The sequence below is a fragment of the Roseateles sp. NT4 genome (assembly GCF_051857475.1).
Lineage (GTDB): Bacteria > Pseudomonadota > Gammaproteobacteria > Burkholderiales > Burkholderiaceae_C > Pelomonas.
In genome coordinates this window covers 801524-816276 of sequence record NZ_JBPZGZ010000001.1, presented here as the reverse complement: position 1 = coordinate 816276, position 14753 = coordinate 801524, and the positions used below count along the sequence as shown (strand labels likewise).

Below are 14753 nucleotides of genomic sequence, written 5' to 3'. Positions count from 1 at the left end.
CGCCGGCGGGCGCGTTCAGTGCCCCGCGCCCTGCCCTTCTTCACCCAGCAGGCCGGGCAACTGGTTGCTGCGGATGCGATCGTCCAGCCGCTGGACGAAGGCCTCCAGCGTGGTGCCGCAGGCGTGGGCCCACAGCGCGAGTTCGAACACGTCCACCCGCCGGCTGCCGGCCTCGCTGCGGCTGATCAGGTCCTGGCCGACGTCGAGCCGTGCTGCCAGCTCGGTCTGGCTCAGCCCGGCCTGGGCCCGCAGATCCTTCAGCTCCTCCAGAAACAGCGCGTACTTCTCGGTGTGAATCGAACTCTTCATCCTGCGGCGATCGCATGTGCAGCCGCGCAGGATCAGAGTGATGGCAAATTATGGGAAAACGCCATAATTCCCAGGCGCTGGCCCTGGCTGATGGCTGGGAGGGCGGCGATCGAGCGGGCATCGACCCGCCTGCTGCGCCAGCCGACGCCCCGGGCTGGGCAAAAAGAAGCCCCGGCGCGAGGCCGGGGCGGGTTGGTTAGCGATTGGCCGGATGGAACAGGTCCATCTGACCGGGGTGGCTGCGGCAGTGCTCGCAGACGTTCTCGATCCGCCCGAGGCGGAAGCGAACGTACTCGCGCACGTGGACAGCCTGCGGATACATGCAGTGGCGCACGGCATCTCCCGGGTTCACGTTGAAACACGGGGCACGCCTTGTCCAACACCCCCACAGCCCATAGACTGTGGTTCTCCGCCAAGAGAGGTGTCGTTGGAGGCGCATGCCCCACCCACCTGAACAAGCCGCCGCTGCAAAGCTGGCGGCTTTGTTCGTTTAGGGCCCGTTCGAACGCTCCTTTCTCGGGGTGCGGCGCCCTGTCCCCCCCGGATCGCCGAGGGTCCGTCACCAAGCGATGCAATTCGCAATACCGGTGAAGAGCGAGTATGGTATGGCGGTCGCTGGGCCCGCGTCAAGCGAGTATCTGGCTCCGCTAGAATCATCGGCGCTTGTTTTCGCTAAGTCATTGATTCAGCGCGATTTAACGAGTTCGTTAATATTAGTGCTGCTGTTATCTATGCGTTGATGTTCAGCATCTCGTTTGCATCCTCGTAGGTCTGCGAAGTGGTTTGCTTCGCATGCATTGGATGTCGATTACAAGTTGCGCTATTTGTGCGTACGTAAAACTTGCTCTTGTAGTTCGTTCACGCGAAATATTAGTGGCGCTGTTTTTGATGATGCTGAAGATGCGGATGTTTTCATGTTGGTGAGTTGCCAAGTTGATGTTGTTGAAGATGTCGCCGTTGCTGTGGATGCGTAGCGAAGTTCTGGTGCGCGTGTTGGTAGCTTCTCTGGTGTTCGTTATTGGCAACTTCTTCAGCAGCAAGATTTCTTAGCAACGAGAATTTTTTTAAGCAATCCACCAGTTCAAGAAATAAGTTCGTAGACAACTTCGTTGCGTTCCAAAGTTGCTGGCAAGTCCCTTCTCGACGGCGATTGCACCGCTTCGAGCTCGGTCCGGGGGGTCTTGGGCTGCGGTTAGTCTTCTGTCACGACAGGCCCAGCGCGCGCTTGCGCACCAAAAAAAGCTGCGACTTCGCTAGAACTTGATCCCCGCCTTGCGCGGGGTGACGAAGCTGTCGGGCTCGTGGCCCAGGCGGAAGCCGACGAGGTAAAGGGCGCTGGTCGCCATGGGCTTGGCGCCAGGCGAGTCGCTACCGAAGGTCAGCATCAGCCTGCGTTCGGCATAGCGCAGCGACACGCCCAGGTCCTTGAGCGCATCGATCTGGGACTGCAGCTCGTCGTAGACCTCCAGCTTCATCGTCTGCGCATATTCACTGGCGCAGTCGCGGTAGTCGTGGATGTAGTCGACGAGCACGGCAAAGGCCTCGGCCGCCTCACGCTCCATGTCAAAGCCGGGCTCCGACAGGTCCATCATGTGGTTCTCCACCAGGGTGGCCAGCTGGCGGCCGGTCGTCACCGGATGGGCCGTCAAGGTCACGTGCTCCCGGTCGAACTTTTCCTTGCGCGCTTTCAGCTGCGCCTCGGTGGGGATCGAGAAGGGCTTGTTCAGGGCGTCGGCGTCCTCGAACTCGAACGCGTGGCCCAGGGCGCGGCGGGTGTGCAGGTTCGCCGGCTGGCCCTTCTCGATTCGCTGGATGGTGCGCACGCTCAGGCCCGAGATCTCGGCCAGTTGCTCCTGCGACCAGCCGTGCAGTTCCCGGAAAACACGCACGCAGCCGCCGATCTCGGCATCGGTCAGCAGGCGGGGCGGGGACTCGGTGTCATCGGCGGTCGTCACGGCGGCGTCCTTCCAGGTTCAACGGCAGGCTCAGTGTGCGGCGAGCCGGTGGTGATGGACACGACAGCAACCCGACAGTCTCCCGCCACGGGTTCCGGCCTGCCACCCTCAAGCGCAGAAACTGCGGAGACCTACCCTCGCCAAGGTGGACGACCGATGGCTAAAGTCCCGGGCTGGCAATATGCAAGCATGAAGCGGATTCGAATCGCCCCCGGCAAGTTCGTCACCATCTCGACCGAGCTGGCGGAGAAGGCCGCGCGCGTGTTCGCGACCGGTCTGACGCGCGACCAGCTCCTTGCGCTCAGTGCGACCGAGCCGAGGCACACGGCGGGTCTCATGGCAGGCTCGCCAAAGCCGCTGGCCATCGCAAAGCCCCGAGGGGCAGCGAAGCCAAAGCCTCTGCGCCGCAAGGCAGGGTGACGGCCCCTTTCAAGGCGCTACATCAGTGTGTTGAGAGCGGCCCGCAGCTTTTCGCCAAGATCACCGACCAGCGCCATCGCCTGCAGCGCCGGATAGTCCGCGCGGCTGCCCGCGAGCGACGCCGCGGCGCGGCGGCAGGCCCCGGCGACAGCCTCGGCCGAGGCGATGATCTCGCCGTCCGGCTTGTCCATCGCGATGGTCAGCCGCAGCACCTGCATGAGGCCGTCGATGTCGCCCAGGCGCGCCGCCAGTTGGCGCTGCCACGGCTTGGCGCGGCCCAGGCCCGTGCGGATCAGCTGCACCAGCTCGTCCAGGTCCCCGATGGTCTTGGCCGCCGCCACCAGTTTGGGATCGGCAGCGCCCTCCCCCGCCACGCTCACGCGCCGCTTGACCCGGCCTTGCGGCGCCCCTGGCGCGCGGGTGTGCTGGTGTCGGGTGCCGGCACGGGCGCCAACCGCTCCACCAGAGCCTGCAAGGTCTTTGCCTCCGCCTCGTGGCGCGACGCTGCCTGCTGGCTGTCGGTGAGCTGCCGCTGCAGCTCGGCGACCTGCGCCTCTTGGCCAGCCTGGGCTTTGATGGCAGTGTCCAGGGCGAGCTTGGCCTGGTTGGCGTCGATCTCCAGGCGGGTGGCCTTGGCTGCATGCTCGACGGCTTGCTCGCGGGCGGCTGCCTCCACCTGGGCCAGCTTCTGGCGTGTTGCCTCGGCCGCGTTGTCGGCCCGGCCGCGCGCCTGGCGCTCCTGCTCGATTTCCTTCAGCGCCCGCCGCTCGGCGCCGGTCGCTCGCTCGTTGGCCGCTTCCACGGCCTCGCGCGCCTTGGCCAGTTCGGCCGCGAAGCCGTCCTGCAGCGCCTGCTGCTGGCGTGCCGCGTCTTGCAGCTGGCTTTGCATCTGCTGGACCCGCGCTTGCGTGCCGGCGTGCGCGCGGCGCTCGGCCTCCAGCGCCGCCTGGGCCTGCTGGAGGCACTCCTGCATCTGGACCACCTGGCCCCGGATCTCCTCGGTCCTGGCTTGCGCTTCGGCCAAGGCCTGCTCGGCGGCTGCCTGCGCCTGCTGGGCACGCTCGGCGTCGGCCTGCAGTTCCAGCCGCGCGGCGGCCAGCTCGCCGCGGGCGGCTTCGGTGGCCTGGCTCCACAGCGCGGCGATGGCTTCGGCCGCCGCGGCCTTGATGGGCTCCGGCAGGTCCGGATGCTGGATGTCGACGCGCGCCCGGTGCCGCAGGTCGTCCCAGAACTTGCCCACCTCCTCGGTCGGCACGTTCATCGAGCCGCGCCGCACGTACTGGTAGAGCTTGTTGGCCGTCGGCGTGATCCCGTACCTGAAGAACAGCAGGACGCAAACTTCGCGGTACAGCGTTTTTGTATCGCTGAATTTGGCCTTTAGCGCCTCCACTTCGGCCAGGATCTCTGTTTCGGTACTCATTTGTTGATATTACAACGTAATACGTTGGAAATCCAACTTTCAAAGTTGGACTTTTGACATTATTCCTATAGTGTCAAAACTCTGTCAAAAGCCACTGTCAGCGATGCGCGAGACCCTGCAGACCGCCGAAACCGAGCCCGTTGGCGCCCCGGCCCTCGCCTCGCTTGGCGATGTCGTGATGATCGATACGCTGACCGGCAAAACGGGCACCAACCGATCGCACAGCGGTCGTTCGCAGATCAGCGCCGACACCGATCAAGCGGCCGTCCTCGCCTGGCTGGCCCGCTACGCCGACAGCCCCAACACCCTCGCGAACTGCCGGCGCGAGGCCGAACGCATCCTGCTGTGGGCGGCAACTGAGCGCGGCAAGCCACTGTCGTCGCTGACGCACGAGGACTTCCTGTTCTACCGGCGCTTCCTGGCCAATCCGCAGCCCGCCGAGCGCTGGGTCATGGCGCCTGGCCGCAAAGCGGCCCGACGGGACCAACGCTGGCGCCCGTTTGCCGGACCGCTTTCCGAAACCAGCATCCGCCAGTCCATGACGGTGCTGAATTCACTGCTGTCATGGCTGGTCGAGGCCGGCTACCTGGCCGGCAACCCATTGGCCCTGAGCAAACGGCGCGGCATGGCACCCAAGCCGCGTGTCTCGCGCTTCCTGGAGACCGACCTCTGGGAGGCCGTGCGCGGAACCATCCTCGCCATGCCGCAGGACACGCCCCGCCAGCTGGCCACCTATGGGCGCGCACGGTGGCTGTTCAGTCTGCTGTTCCTCGGCGGCTTGCGCATCTCTGAGGTGGTCGGCAACGGCATGGGCGACTTCTTCATGCGGTCGGACGCCAAGTCGGGGGAGCCACGCTGGTGGCTGCAGGTGCTGGGCAAAGGCGGCAAGCAGCGCCTGGTGCCCGCGACGACTGAGTTGATGGTCGAGCTCATGGCCTACCGGCGCGCGCTGGGATTGCCGGATCTGCCGCAGGCCGGCGAGCCCTCCCCGCTGCTCCTGCCCGTCGCGTGGCGTCGCGCCAGCCATCCCGCGCCCGACTGGCCCGCAGCGATGACACGCAGCGCGATTCACGGCATCCTGAAGGGGGTGTTCTCGGCGGCCGCCGAGCGCTGGCTGAAGGAAGGCCGCGGCCCTGAACAGGCCGAAAAACTCAGGGCAGCCTCGGCCCACTGGCTGCGCCACACCGCCGGCTCCAGCCTCGCCAACGACGTTGACCTTCGCCATGTGCGCGACACGCTGGGCCATGCCAACCTAGCGACGACCAGTATCTACGTTCACGGGGAAGACGATGCCCGACATGCCGCGGTCAGCGGCGCGCACCGCATCGGCTGGTGAGGCCCCGTCAGCGGCGCAGGCGCACGCGGTCGCGCAGGTGGATCGGCGTGAGCATGCTGAACTTCTGCCGCACCGCCTGGTATACCGGTTCGCCCTTGTCGCTGGCGATGGTGGCCACCAGCACATAGGGCAGCGGCGGCACATGCTTGTTGTCCACCCGAAGGCCATGCTCGCGCGCACCGTGATCCACATCGAAGCAGGCGTCGAGCAGCTGTTCGGCCGGGTAGACGCGTGTGCGATGCAGGACGGTCTCCCACTTGTGAGCATCGCGGCGCAGGTCCTGCTCACTGCTGCCGTGGATGGCCGACGAGAAGAACGGCTCTGACGAGCCCGAGCCCATGGGCCGGAACGTGATCGTTAGGCCGTGGCGGGTGTAGTTCACCGGGTCAGCCGGATCCACCGGCGAGGCAAAGCAGAACGTTGCGGTGATGCGCAGCTTGACCCCAAGCGGCACGGCAGGAATCGGCAGCCCGATGCGCATGATGCCGCCGGCCGTGAGATGACCCTGGTACAGGATCGTCGCCTCGCCATCCGAGCAGGTCAGAAGATCCTCAGGCAGCTGCGGGAAGCGTCCCCAGCCGACGTCGGTCTGATGGTGGCCGCCCGGCTCAGCGCGGTGGATGAGCAGCGCTCGCAGCGCGGTCGCGGCGAGCGGCGTCTCGGACATGGCGCGAGCTGCGGCCGCCGTACGCAGCACCAGGGGAGCGGCGAAGCTGGTGCCCTGCACGCCGGTCAGGCCGCCGGACAGCGGATTCAGCAGCGCCAGGGGCTGCGCGTCCGTGCCGCCGAACGCCAGCCCGTCGGGCTTGATCAGCCCCGGCGAGCGGCCGGGACCGACGCAGCTGTAGGCGGCGCGGCCCCACATGAAGCCGGTGGAATCCGCCGCGCCGACGGCAAGCGCGTTCACGGCGTCGGCCGGCGGCTGGATCCGGGCCATCGGTCCCTGGATTGCACCGTCGTTGCCCACGGCCACGGACAGCAGCGTCACACCCGACGCGAGGTGCGCGTCCAGCATCGAGGTCCAGGCATGCGGGTGGCCATCGTCGATAGCCATGCGCGGTCCCAACGAGATGTTGGCGAAGTCGATGCCGCCACCACCCAGCACGGCGTCGATGCGCTTCATGCAGTCGTAGAGGTCCGGATCCGCTTCGTCGGCGCGGCCGACCACCCGGTGGTGCGTGATGTTGAAGAACGGGCGAGGCAACTCGGTAGCGCCGTCCGGCACGTCGCCGAACAGCAGCGCCGACGTCACCTCCGTGCCGTGCGACAGGTAGTCCGCATGCGTGTTGATCAGGTCGACGGGGACCTCCTCAGTGGCCCATCGGGCAAAGTCCTTGGCGCCGAGGCCACCGTCGAAGACCGCCAGGCGCAGGCCGGGGTCCAGGGCATCGGCATCCGGCAGCTTAGGCGCGGCCACGGTGAGCTTTTGTCGGACCGTGGGGCGGTTCAAGCGCAGCTTCGGCAGCCGGCGCACGGCGCGCAGCGCGGTAAAGCTGGCGAACTCGTCGAGCTTGCTCCGCGGCACCACACCGGGCATGAACACGAGGCCAGGCACGGCCAGTTGCTTGCCCTTGAACACCTTGGCGCCGCATTGCGCCGAGAAACGCTCGAAACCGTCAAGCAGATCGGTGTCGGTGCCCTGCCCGTGCAGGACGATCTCGATCGGGATCTCCGCCTCGTCGCCGTCCAGCCGCAGCAGCCGCTCCTGAGGCGTCAGGAAGCGGATGGCTTCCAGCTTGCACAGCTCCCGCTGCACGCCCTTGCCAGTCTTCTTCGACATCAGCATCTTGTGCAGCGCATCGAACGCCGCCGCGGTGCCGGTGATGTAGAGCTCGGCCGTGGGCTGTTCGCCCAGCGGCGCGTTCTGACGCGGATCGACATCGGGCGTCACCATCGCCGGCTTGCTGCCGACAGTGCGCAGCCCAGCGCGTTGAAAGACGTCGCCGGGAAGGTGGGTCTTGGCCTGGAAGGCCGGGTGCACGGTGACGACGCTGGTGGCTTCTCCGCGTGGTTTGGCCGATTCGGGAAGCTTGCCCGCGGCAGCCACGATGTCGCCGAGAGCTGGTCCCAGCCGCAGGCGAGCCTGCTCAATGGTGTAGTAAGGCTGCTTGGTCTTGCCGCCCCCAGGCGGCCGCGGGATTGGCCCCGCCAGCACCTGGCCATTGCCGATCAGTAGCTTAGGTCCCGGCATCATCTCCTCCGTGGAATCGCTTCAGCGATCGAATGACGGTGGTGTGCGAGGTGCCAATCTGGTCGGCAATCTCGCGCGTGGACAGGTTGCGCCCGTGATAGACCAGCGCCCGCAGGTCGCGACGCTGCCGCTCGATGGCCGACGACGGCTTGCCCGACGTGGCGCTGAATGCCAGAGCCCAGGCCACCAGCGCCTCCTCGAACGGCACGCCTTCCAGGATCGTCTGCTTGCGAGCCGAGTCCAAAGCGCGCGAGATGGCCGAGAAGGTCTGGCCTTCGATGACCGCGCTGATGGCGTTGGCCACCTCGTCAGCCACGCCATGCGCGCGCAGCAGCTGGGCCCGCTGCGCGGGGTCCGGCAGGCTGAAATTCAGCGTCACATCGAAACGCCGCCACACAGCCGGGTCGAGTAGTTCGCCGTGGTTTGTCGCCGCTACGAGCAGCGACAACGGTGACCAGTCGTCGATCGTTTGCAGAATGACGGTCACCAGCCGCTTGAGCTCGCCCACGTCGCTGTCGTCGTCGCGCCGTTTAGCGATCGAATCGAACTCGTCCAGCAGCAGTACGCAGGGGTGCTCTTGCGCATGGTTGAGTACCGCGCGGACGTTCGCGCCGGTCTTGCCGAGGTAGCTGCTCATGACGCTCGCCAGGTCCAGCGTGAACAGCGGTAGTCCCAGCTGCTTGGCCAGCCAGCCAGCTGTCATCGTCTTGCCCACGCCGGGCGGGCCGCTCATCAGCACCGAGCGTACCGGCATCAGTCCGGCGGCGATCAGCCGGTCCGAAGCATGACGCTCCCTCACGACGCGTTCCACCTCGGCACGGGTGGCCTCGGTCAGCACCGGCTCGCCGCGCGGGGTGCTGGCGGGCTCGATGCGAACCAGCGGCAGCTTGGTGTCCGAATCCACCGGCGACGTGCGCACGGCGGCATCCCCGCCAAAGGCTCGCGTGGGATCGTTCATGACCAGTGCGGCCACCGCCTGGGCGAGTTCGGGGTCCGAGGTGCGCACGAAGCTCGCGAACCGTCGGACGCGCATCTCCAGCGCCGCACCGCCGGTGCGGATGGCGTCCTGGAACAAACTCATCAACTCCTCTTTGGCCTTTTGTTCCACCTTTGACTGACTCCGAATACGTGCGTTCGTTTGAATTGGAACAGATGCTATCACGCATCCTATGAAACTGTTCCAACCAAGAAAACGATGCCAATAAACGCGCCTAACTCATTGATTTAAAAGAGCACAAGCGCACCCTTCTGCAGACAAGTCTGGAACATTCGATGGTTTTCTTATCCTGCCGCAGCCTGAAGTGCAGCATAGTACTGTATGCATTAACAGTAAATGACTGCAGCTGAACTGGAACAACAACGCCAGCCGCTGGCAACGCCGTATGCCTGCAGGCTGCGGTAGATTCGCGGGCATCAACGCACGCAGCGACGTGTCGCCGTGAGCGACCGCGCCGATCTCCATCGGTGCGGCGCCGGGCGAACCAGGGAGAGGGAACCATGAAGCTCACACGTATTCGCATCGAGAACTTCCGAAACTTCTGGAAGCTGGACATCGCCGTCGATGGCGACGTGGTGATCGTGGGCGAGAACCGCGTGGGCAAGAGCAATCTGCTGCACGCCCTGCGGCTGATCTTCGATCCAAGCCTGCCTGACAGCGCCCGGCAGTTGGACCAGGGCGACTTCCATGACGGCCTGGGTGAGCCGCTGGAGGACAGCAAGATCGTCATCCTGGTCGAGCTGCAGGATTTCGAGAACGACCCGGACCTGCTGGCCCAGCTGACCGACTACCGGCTGGACGATGACGCGCACACGGTGCGGCTCACCTACGAGTTCCGGCCGCAGCCCGACCTGGAGGGCTTCCCCGAATCTGACGACGACTACGAATTCGTCTGCTACGGGGGAGAGTCTGAGTCCAAGCGCTTCGGGCACGAATTGCGCCGGCGCATCTCCATGGACCTGCTGCCAGCCCTCAGGGACGCGGAAGGCGACCTGGCCCTGTGGCGCAAGTCGCCCCTGCGCCCGCTCCTGGAGCGTGCCTTCGCCGCCGTATCCACGGACGATCTCAACGACGTGCGGGCGGCGGTGGCGACGGCCACCGACAAGCTGGCCCAGTTCCCGTCCGTCCAAACCCTTGAGCAGCAGCTCCAGCAGCAGTTCGCGTTGATGAGCGGCCCCAAGCAGGACATCGAGCTCAGCTTTGGGTTTGGCACCACGGATGTCCGGCGGTTGTTTCGCAACCTGCGACTGCTAATCGACGATGGTCTACGCACCATCGGAGATGCGAGCTTGGGGTCGGCTAACGTCGCCTTTCTGACGCTCAAGGCGTTGGAGCTTCGGCAGATGATGGCCGAGAACAAGCGCGACCACGCGCTGCTGGCGATCGAGGAACCTGAGGCGCACCTGCACCCTCACCTGCAGCGCTCGGTCTACCGCCACCTCTTCGAAGGCTTGGCCGGCGAGGAAGGCGAAGCCCAACCCGTGTCGTTGCTGCTGACCACCCACTCGCCCCACATCGCCAGCGTGGCGCCGCTGCGCTCCCTCGTGCTACTGCGCGACACGGCCCACGAGGGGTCGGTCGCTAGGTCCGCTGCCTCGGTCGACCTCACGCCCGACGAGGAGGACGACTTGGCCCGCTACCTGGACGTCACCCGCGCCGAGATGCTGTTCGCGCGCGGCATCCTCCTCGTGGAAGGCGACGCCGAGAAGTTCCTGGTGCCCGTGTTCGCGCAGGCCATGGGACATGACCTGGACCACCTGGGCATCACGGTGTGCTCCGTGTCGGGCACCAACTTCACGCCCTACGCCAAGTTCCTGACCGCGCTGGGGATCCCCTTCGCCGTCGTCACGGATTGGGATCCGCGGCCCAAGAAGTCCCCGCTGGGCTGGAACCGCGCCTTGAAGCTCGTCGAGACCATCGAGTCGACGCGCACGGGCGCGCCCGTCAAGGAACTCATCGAAGAACTCGACGCCCTCGACGACGCCAACATCTTCAGCGCCCGGTGCGACGCCTATGGCGTCTTCACCAATGTCCGCACGCTGGAGGTCGACCTCTTCTATCAGGACAGGTTCGTTGAAGCCCTGGCCGACACGCTGCGCGAGAAGCCCTGCAGCGCAGAGCGCAGGGCCCTGGTCGACGGCTGGGCAGCCGACCCTGACACGCTGGACGAAGAGACCTACCTGAAGATCATCGACGCGATCGGCAAGGGCCGATTCGCCCAGCGGCTGGCTACCCGCATCGAAGGCGTCATGCCGCCGGACTACATCGAGCACGCAATCGCCTTCGTGGTCGACCGTGTCTGATCCCACCTACCGCAAGGCCGCCGAAGGGCTCAAGGCCAATCCGCGCCAGTGGGAGGCCTACGAGTCCCAAGGACATTGCATCGTCCTCGCAGGCCCTGGCAGCGGCAAGACCAAGACGCTGACGACGAAGCTGGCGCGCATGCTCGCTGAGGATGTTCATGAGCCGCGGGGCGTGGCCTGCATCACCTTCAACAACGAGTGCGCCAAGGAGCTTGAGGACCGACTCGCCAAGCTGGGGGTGGAGCCGTCCGGCCGGGTGTTCATCGGCACGGTGCATTCTTTCTCGCTCACGCAGATCATCCTGCCCTACGCGAAGGTGGCGGGCATGGGGCTGCCGGACGAGTTCGAAGTCGCAGGCCGGGCCGAACGCGCAGAGGCCTTCGAGGCTGCAGCGAACCGCACACTTGATGAGCCGGGCGATCTGGCTGCCCTCGACACCCGAATGAGCCAGTACCGCCGGCGGCATGTCGATCGCAATTCCGAGACATGGCGGGACACTGACCCTGACCTCGCCGCGCTCACTGAGGCCTTCGAAGCGGAGTTGAGGCGGCGCGGCATGATCGACTTCGACGACATGCCGCTGCTGGCCTACCGGGCGCTCACAGCCCATGCCTGGCTCCGGCAAGCCCTGTTGGCGAAGTTTCCGGTGTTGGTGGTCGATGAATACCAGGACCTTGGCATCGCGTTGCACCGGATCGTGATGACCCTGTGCTTCGCGACGGGTATCCGGCTGTTCGCCGTAGGCGATGTCGACCAGTCCATCTACGGCTTCACCGGCGCGCGTCCGGAGCTACTGCGTCGGCTGTCCGAGCGCGAAGACGTCCAGACGGTGCGGCTGCGGCTGAACTACCGCAGCGGCAATGCCATCGTCGCCGCGTCGCGGGTGGCGCTGGGCGAGGATCGGGATTACGCGGCGGCTGATGCGGACGCGCGCGGCTTGGTCTTCGTTCATCCCGTGGGCGGCCCACATGAGCGACAGGCAGAGTTTTTGCTGCAGCAACTCGTTCCCGAGGCGCTGGCGCGGTGCCCCGAGTTGGGCCTCGGTGACGTCGCTGTGCTGTACCCGGCGGCTTGGCTGGGCGACAAGGTGGCAGACGCCGCCAGGGCGATAGGCCTGCCCATGGTCAGAACAGACGGCAATTCGCTGTACCCCCGATCAAGCCGCTTGATGCAATGGCTTGAGTCCTGTGGACGGTGGTGCTGTGGCGGCTGGCGCAGCGGCGACCCGCGTTTCTCACGATTGATGAGCGATGGCCATCGCTTGTTCGCACCCGCCTTGAGCACCGACGCTGAGCGGATGAGCTTTCATCGCAGCCTGATCGACGTGCTCTGGCAACGACGCGACGCCGGCCTGCCAGTTCACGAATGGCTGCAAGGACTGCACGCCGTCTTCGAGCCGCTGGCCGCTCGCTGCAGCGGTATGCGCGAGGAATTGCAGGTCTACGACAGGTTCGCGAACCGCGTAGCGCCGGAGGGCGACCATGCTGGCATGTCGCTGGGGGAACTAGCAGGCAAAGGCCAGCACCTGCAGCGCCTGACGTTGTCGACGCTGCACAGCGCCAAAGGACGCGAGTTCGGCATCGTCTTTATGTTTGCGATGGACCATGGCAGGCTTCCGCGCTTCAACGAGACGGCACGGCAGACCGAAGAGTCTCGCCGGGCTTTCTACGTCGGCGTCACGCGTGCCAAGTTTGAAGTGCACCTGGTGCATACGCCCGGCCGCGCCTCTGTGTTTGTGGATGAGATCGAGGCCCATCTCGCCGAGCAGGATTAGTGGCAGCTCCCCGCTGATTTTTAACCTTCCAGCCGAGCTTTTCGGGGCTCCAGACAATCTCCGTGCACCCTCTTGTTGACGCCCGGCCATTGCGTCGAAAAAGGCTGCGAGCAAGGAGTCAGATGGGTTCCGCGCAGCCGCGCTTGGCGAGGGCTACGGCTACGTTCTCCAGGACTTCGGCTGCAAGTTTGCGTCCTGAGAGCTCGTCGACATAGCCGGCGCCAACGTTTGGCGCAAATACGGCCAGACCCTGTGAGCTGAAGGTGAGCAGCCCCCTGTCGAACAAGCGATGCAGGTCGGTCCTCAGCAGGAAGCAGTTCGCCCGGGTGTTGCCGCCACCTTGAACCACCTCCAGGATGTGGGCAGCGTCCAGCACTTCACGCGTCGTCTCGCCAGTCAGCGCGCAGCAGCCATACATCTGCAGGAGCTGCTTGCGCATGGCTGATTGCTTTGGGCGGCCCAACGCAATGATCCGCCGATACGTGTATTCGTCCAGCAGCGAATCCTCCAACACGACGCACCGTCCCGCCCCGTTGTAGGACGTCACCGCGACATCCGACCACGTCGCGTGCGCACGCGAAGTCGCCAAGTCGACGACGAGGTCACAGCGGCCCCACGCGTCGTTCTTCTCGGCGAGATGCGGGTTGTCGACCTTGGCATACCGGAGGTCCAACTGGACCCGTGACCTACGTCGGGATGAGGCGTGGCACAGGACGTCGTACTTCACGATTTCCTCACTCTCCTTCCAGCACTCAGTGGTCTTGATGTACGTCCCAGGCGAGGGCAAAGAGTCCGGGTCTACCGAGATGAACTCGAAACCGTGGCGCCATTTGATTTTTATTAGCAGACGGGGCATCGCGGATGCAGAGGCTTGGGTAAAGGGAGCTTAGCAACGGCGCGGCGACTGAGCCGTCAGGGTCGACCAGTGATGGGCCGGCGGCGACGCGGTCATTGGGGCCCCTGCCCGAACTGGTATCGCGGAGGCGCGGCTGCGACACTTTCGACATGGCGCCTCTCGAACAGCTGCTGTCCCGCTCGCACGACTTCTCGGAGATGCTGCTGGCCGAACTGCAGCAGTGCAGCGAGTTCGCCGGCAGCGATCGCGAGGACGCCGCGTTCGCAGCGGCCGAACTGGTGTTCGAGCACGCCGTGGCGGTGCGGGTGCTCTTCGAGGTGGGCACCGCCAGCTCGGCCGTCGTGTTGCTGCGGGCTCAGTTCGAGGCCATGCTGCGCGCGGCCTGGCTGCTGTACGCGGCTAACGACGCGCAGGTGGCAAAGATGGCCGCACCGCTGACGCTGGAGGCCGCAGCGGACGCAAAGAATATCCACGGCGCCGACGAGATGCTCAAGGCGCTGGAACGGGCGACGGCGCTGAACCCTGGACTGCGGGGCCTCGTGCTGCCACTCAAGGAGCTGAAGGACAGCGGCTGGGCGGCCATGAACGCCTTCGCCCACAGCGGCCTGCATGCGCTGGCGCGAACACGTGAGGGTTTCCCGGACAAGCTGGCTACCGACGTCGTCAAGCTGTCCAACGGCGTGCTGCAGATGGCAGCGCGGCTGCTGGCCCACCTGGGCAACTCACCTGGCGCGCTGCAGCGCATCGGACCGGCTACGTCGCCTACGCCGACGTGCTGCCGCAGATCCAGCCGCCAGCAAACACGGCCTGAAGCCCTTGGATGCCGATGCAGAATCCGCGCATGCCCACCGACATCAGAGTGCCGATCCCCAAGCTTGGCGAGGACCTGCGGCTGTATTTCGACGAGATGGTCGAGAACGATGGCTTCAACCTGGTGCTGGACTACAACGTGTCGGAGTTCGACGAGTTGGCGCGCCTGACGGACTTGGCCGTCACCGGCGCAGAAGCGACCGATGCCGGCGTGGCGGTCCATTACACAGTGTCATGGGAGGCCTTCCACGCCTGCGATGACAAGACGGTCGGCGGCGACCACGCGCGCACCGTCCGCGGCCGCAAGGACGGAACGGACTGGGTGTTTGAGAAGGCAGCAGCGCCGGCCACGCGCAGCACGGTCGACGAGTTCTGAGTCGCG

General features: G+C 65.6%; 14 protein-coding genes. 6 read left to right on the top strand and 8 right to left on the bottom strand.

Going from position 1 to position 14753, the window contains the following annotated elements; all coding sequences use genetic code 11:
• Positions 1-15: 15 nt before the first annotated feature.
• The 3 genes from ACS5PN_RS03720 to ACS5PN_RS03710 all read right to left on the bottom strand — a co-directional run bounded on the left by ACS5PN_RS03720 (position 16) and on the right by ACS5PN_RS03710 (position 2264).
• On the bottom strand, positions 16-309 hold the full coding sequence (locus tag ACS5PN_RS03720; protein WP_439462591.1) for a helix-turn-helix domain-containing protein: 294 nt from the start codon (positions 307-309) through the stop codon (positions 16-18).
• A 196-nt stretch (positions 310-505) separates the two neighbouring features.
• The gene (locus ACS5PN_RS03715; RefSeq protein WP_439462590.1) at positions 506-661 is read right to left on the bottom strand and encodes a hypothetical protein; all 156 of its coding nucleotides are present in this window, start codon (positions 659-661) and stop codon (positions 506-508) included.
• A gap of 901 nt (positions 662-1562) precedes the next feature.
• Positions 1563-2264: a helix-turn-helix transcriptional regulator gene (locus ACS5PN_RS03710; protein ID WP_439462589.1), complete on the bottom strand. Its 702-nt coding sequence runs from the start codon at positions 2262-2264 to the stop codon at positions 1563-1565.
• Between the two features lie 156 nt (positions 2265-2420).
• Between ACS5PN_RS03710 and ACS5PN_RS03705 the strand changes: the two genes are divergently transcribed.
• Complete coding sequence (locus ACS5PN_RS03705; protein ID WP_439462588.1) at positions 2421-2684, top strand: hypothetical protein; 264 nt, start codon at positions 2421-2423, stop codon at positions 2682-2684.
• Between the two features lie 17 nt (positions 2685-2701).
• Here ACS5PN_RS03705 and ACS5PN_RS03700 read toward each other — a convergent pair whose 3' ends face one another.
• Both ACS5PN_RS03700 and ACS5PN_RS03695 read right to left on the bottom strand, forming a co-directional pair.
• Positions 2702-3064 (bottom strand): hypothetical protein, encoded by a 363-nt coding sequence (locus tag ACS5PN_RS03700; protein WP_439462587.1) that lies wholly within the window; start codon positions 3062-3064, stop codon positions 2702-2704.
• Positions 3061-4104 (bottom strand): DNA-binding protein, encoded by a 1044-nt coding sequence (locus ACS5PN_RS03695; RefSeq protein ID WP_439462586.1) that lies wholly within the window; start codon positions 4102-4104, stop codon positions 3061-3063. The genes ACS5PN_RS03700 and ACS5PN_RS03695 overlap by 4 nt, the downstream gene beginning before the upstream one ends.
• A gap of 103 nt (positions 4105-4207) precedes the next feature.
• Between ACS5PN_RS03695 and ACS5PN_RS03690 the strand changes: the two genes are divergently transcribed.
• Complete coding sequence (locus ACS5PN_RS03690) at positions 4208-5440, top strand: tyrosine-type recombinase/integrase (RefSeq protein ID WP_439462585.1); 1233 nt, start codon at positions 4208-4210, stop codon at positions 5438-5440.
• Positions 5441-5447: 7 nt separating this feature from the next.
• Here ACS5PN_RS03690 and ACS5PN_RS03685 read toward each other — a convergent pair whose 3' ends face one another.
• Together ACS5PN_RS03685 and ACS5PN_RS03680 are read right to left on the bottom strand one after the other, a co-directional pair.
• Positions 5448-7631, bottom strand: a complete 2184-nt coding sequence (locus ACS5PN_RS03685) for a S8 family peptidase (RefSeq protein ID WP_439462584.1) — start codon at positions 7629-7631, stop codon at positions 5448-5450.
• The gene (locus tag ACS5PN_RS03680; protein ID WP_439462583.1) at positions 7618-8712 is read right to left on the bottom strand and encodes an AAA family ATPase; all 1095 of its coding nucleotides are present in this window, start codon (positions 8710-8712) and stop codon (positions 7618-7620) included. The genes ACS5PN_RS03685 and ACS5PN_RS03680 overlap by 14 nt, the downstream gene beginning before the upstream one ends.
• A gap of 416 nt (positions 8713-9128) precedes the next feature.
• On the opposite strand from ACS5PN_RS03680, the gene ACS5PN_RS03675 reads away from it, so the two are divergent.
• Both ACS5PN_RS03675 and ACS5PN_RS03670 read left to right on the top strand, forming a co-directional pair.
• Positions 9129-10931, top strand: coding sequence for an ATP-dependent nuclease (locus tag ACS5PN_RS03675; RefSeq protein WP_439462582.1), 1803 nt, complete (start codon positions 9129-9131; stop codon positions 10929-10931).
• Positions 10924-12705 carry an ATP-dependent helicase gene (locus ACS5PN_RS03670; RefSeq protein ID WP_439462581.1) on the top strand — a complete coding sequence of 594 codons (1782 nt, stop codon included), beginning with the start codon at positions 10924-10926 and terminating at the stop codon, positions 12703-12705. Before ACS5PN_RS03675 ends, ACS5PN_RS03670 begins: the two co-directional genes overlap by 8 nt.
• A 118-nt stretch (positions 12706-12823) precedes the next feature.
• Here ACS5PN_RS03670 and ACS5PN_RS03665 read toward each other — a convergent pair whose 3' ends face one another.
• Positions 12824-13432 carry an HNH endonuclease gene (locus ACS5PN_RS03665; protein ID WP_439462580.1) on the bottom strand — a complete coding sequence of 203 codons (609 nt, stop codon included), beginning with the start codon at positions 13430-13432 and terminating at the stop codon, positions 12824-12826.
• 278 nt (positions 13433-13710) lie between these two features.
• On the opposite strand from ACS5PN_RS03665, the gene ACS5PN_RS03660 reads away from it, so the two are divergent.
• Entirely contained in the window at positions 13711-14541 is an 831-nt protein-coding gene (locus ACS5PN_RS03660; protein ID WP_439462579.1) for a DUF6988 family protein, read from the top strand.
• Positions 14469-14747: a hypothetical protein gene (locus tag ACS5PN_RS03655; protein WP_439462578.1), complete on the top strand. Its 279-nt coding sequence runs from the start codon at positions 14469-14471 to the stop codon at positions 14745-14747. Before ACS5PN_RS03660 ends, ACS5PN_RS03655 begins: the two co-directional genes overlap by 73 nt.
• Positions 14748-14753 lie beyond the last annotated feature (6 nt).

Excerpts from the sequence above, each read along its gene's own strand:
- ACS5PN_RS03720 (WP_439462591.1), bottom strand. The coding sequence starts at position 309 with ATGAAGAGTTCGATTCACACCGAGAAGTACGCGCTGTTTCTGGAGGAG.
- ACS5PN_RS03705 (WP_439462588.1), top strand. The coding sequence starts at position 2,421 with ATGGCTAAAGTCCCGGGCTGGCAATATGCAAGCATGAAGCGGATTCGA.
- ACS5PN_RS03675 (WP_439462582.1), top strand. The coding sequence starts at position 9,129 with ATGAAGCTCACACGTATTCGCATCGAGAACTTCCGAAACTTCTGGAAG.
- ACS5PN_RS03685 (WP_439462584.1), bottom strand. The coding sequence starts at position 7,631 with ATGCCGGGACCTAAGCTACTGATCGGCAATGGCCAGGTGCTGGCGGGG.
- ACS5PN_RS03690 (WP_439462585.1), top strand. The coding sequence starts at position 4,208 with ATGCGCGAGACCCTGCAGACCGCCGAAACCGAGCCCGTTGGCGCCCCG.
- ACS5PN_RS03655 (WP_439462578.1), top strand. The coding sequence starts at position 14,469 with ATGGTCGAGAACGATGGCTTCAACCTGGTGCTGGACTACAACGTGTCG.
- ACS5PN_RS03695 (WP_439462586.1), bottom strand. The coding sequence starts at position 4,104 with ATGAGTACCGAAACAGAGATCCTGGCCGAAGTGGAGGCGCTAAAGGCC.
- ACS5PN_RS03660 (WP_439462579.1), top strand. The coding sequence starts at position 13,711 with ATGGCGCCTCTCGAACAGCTGCTGTCCCGCTCGCACGACTTCTCGGAG.
- ACS5PN_RS03680 (WP_439462583.1), bottom strand. The coding sequence starts at position 8,712 with ATGAGTTTGTTCCAGGACGCCATCCGCACCGGCGGTGCGGCGCTGGAG.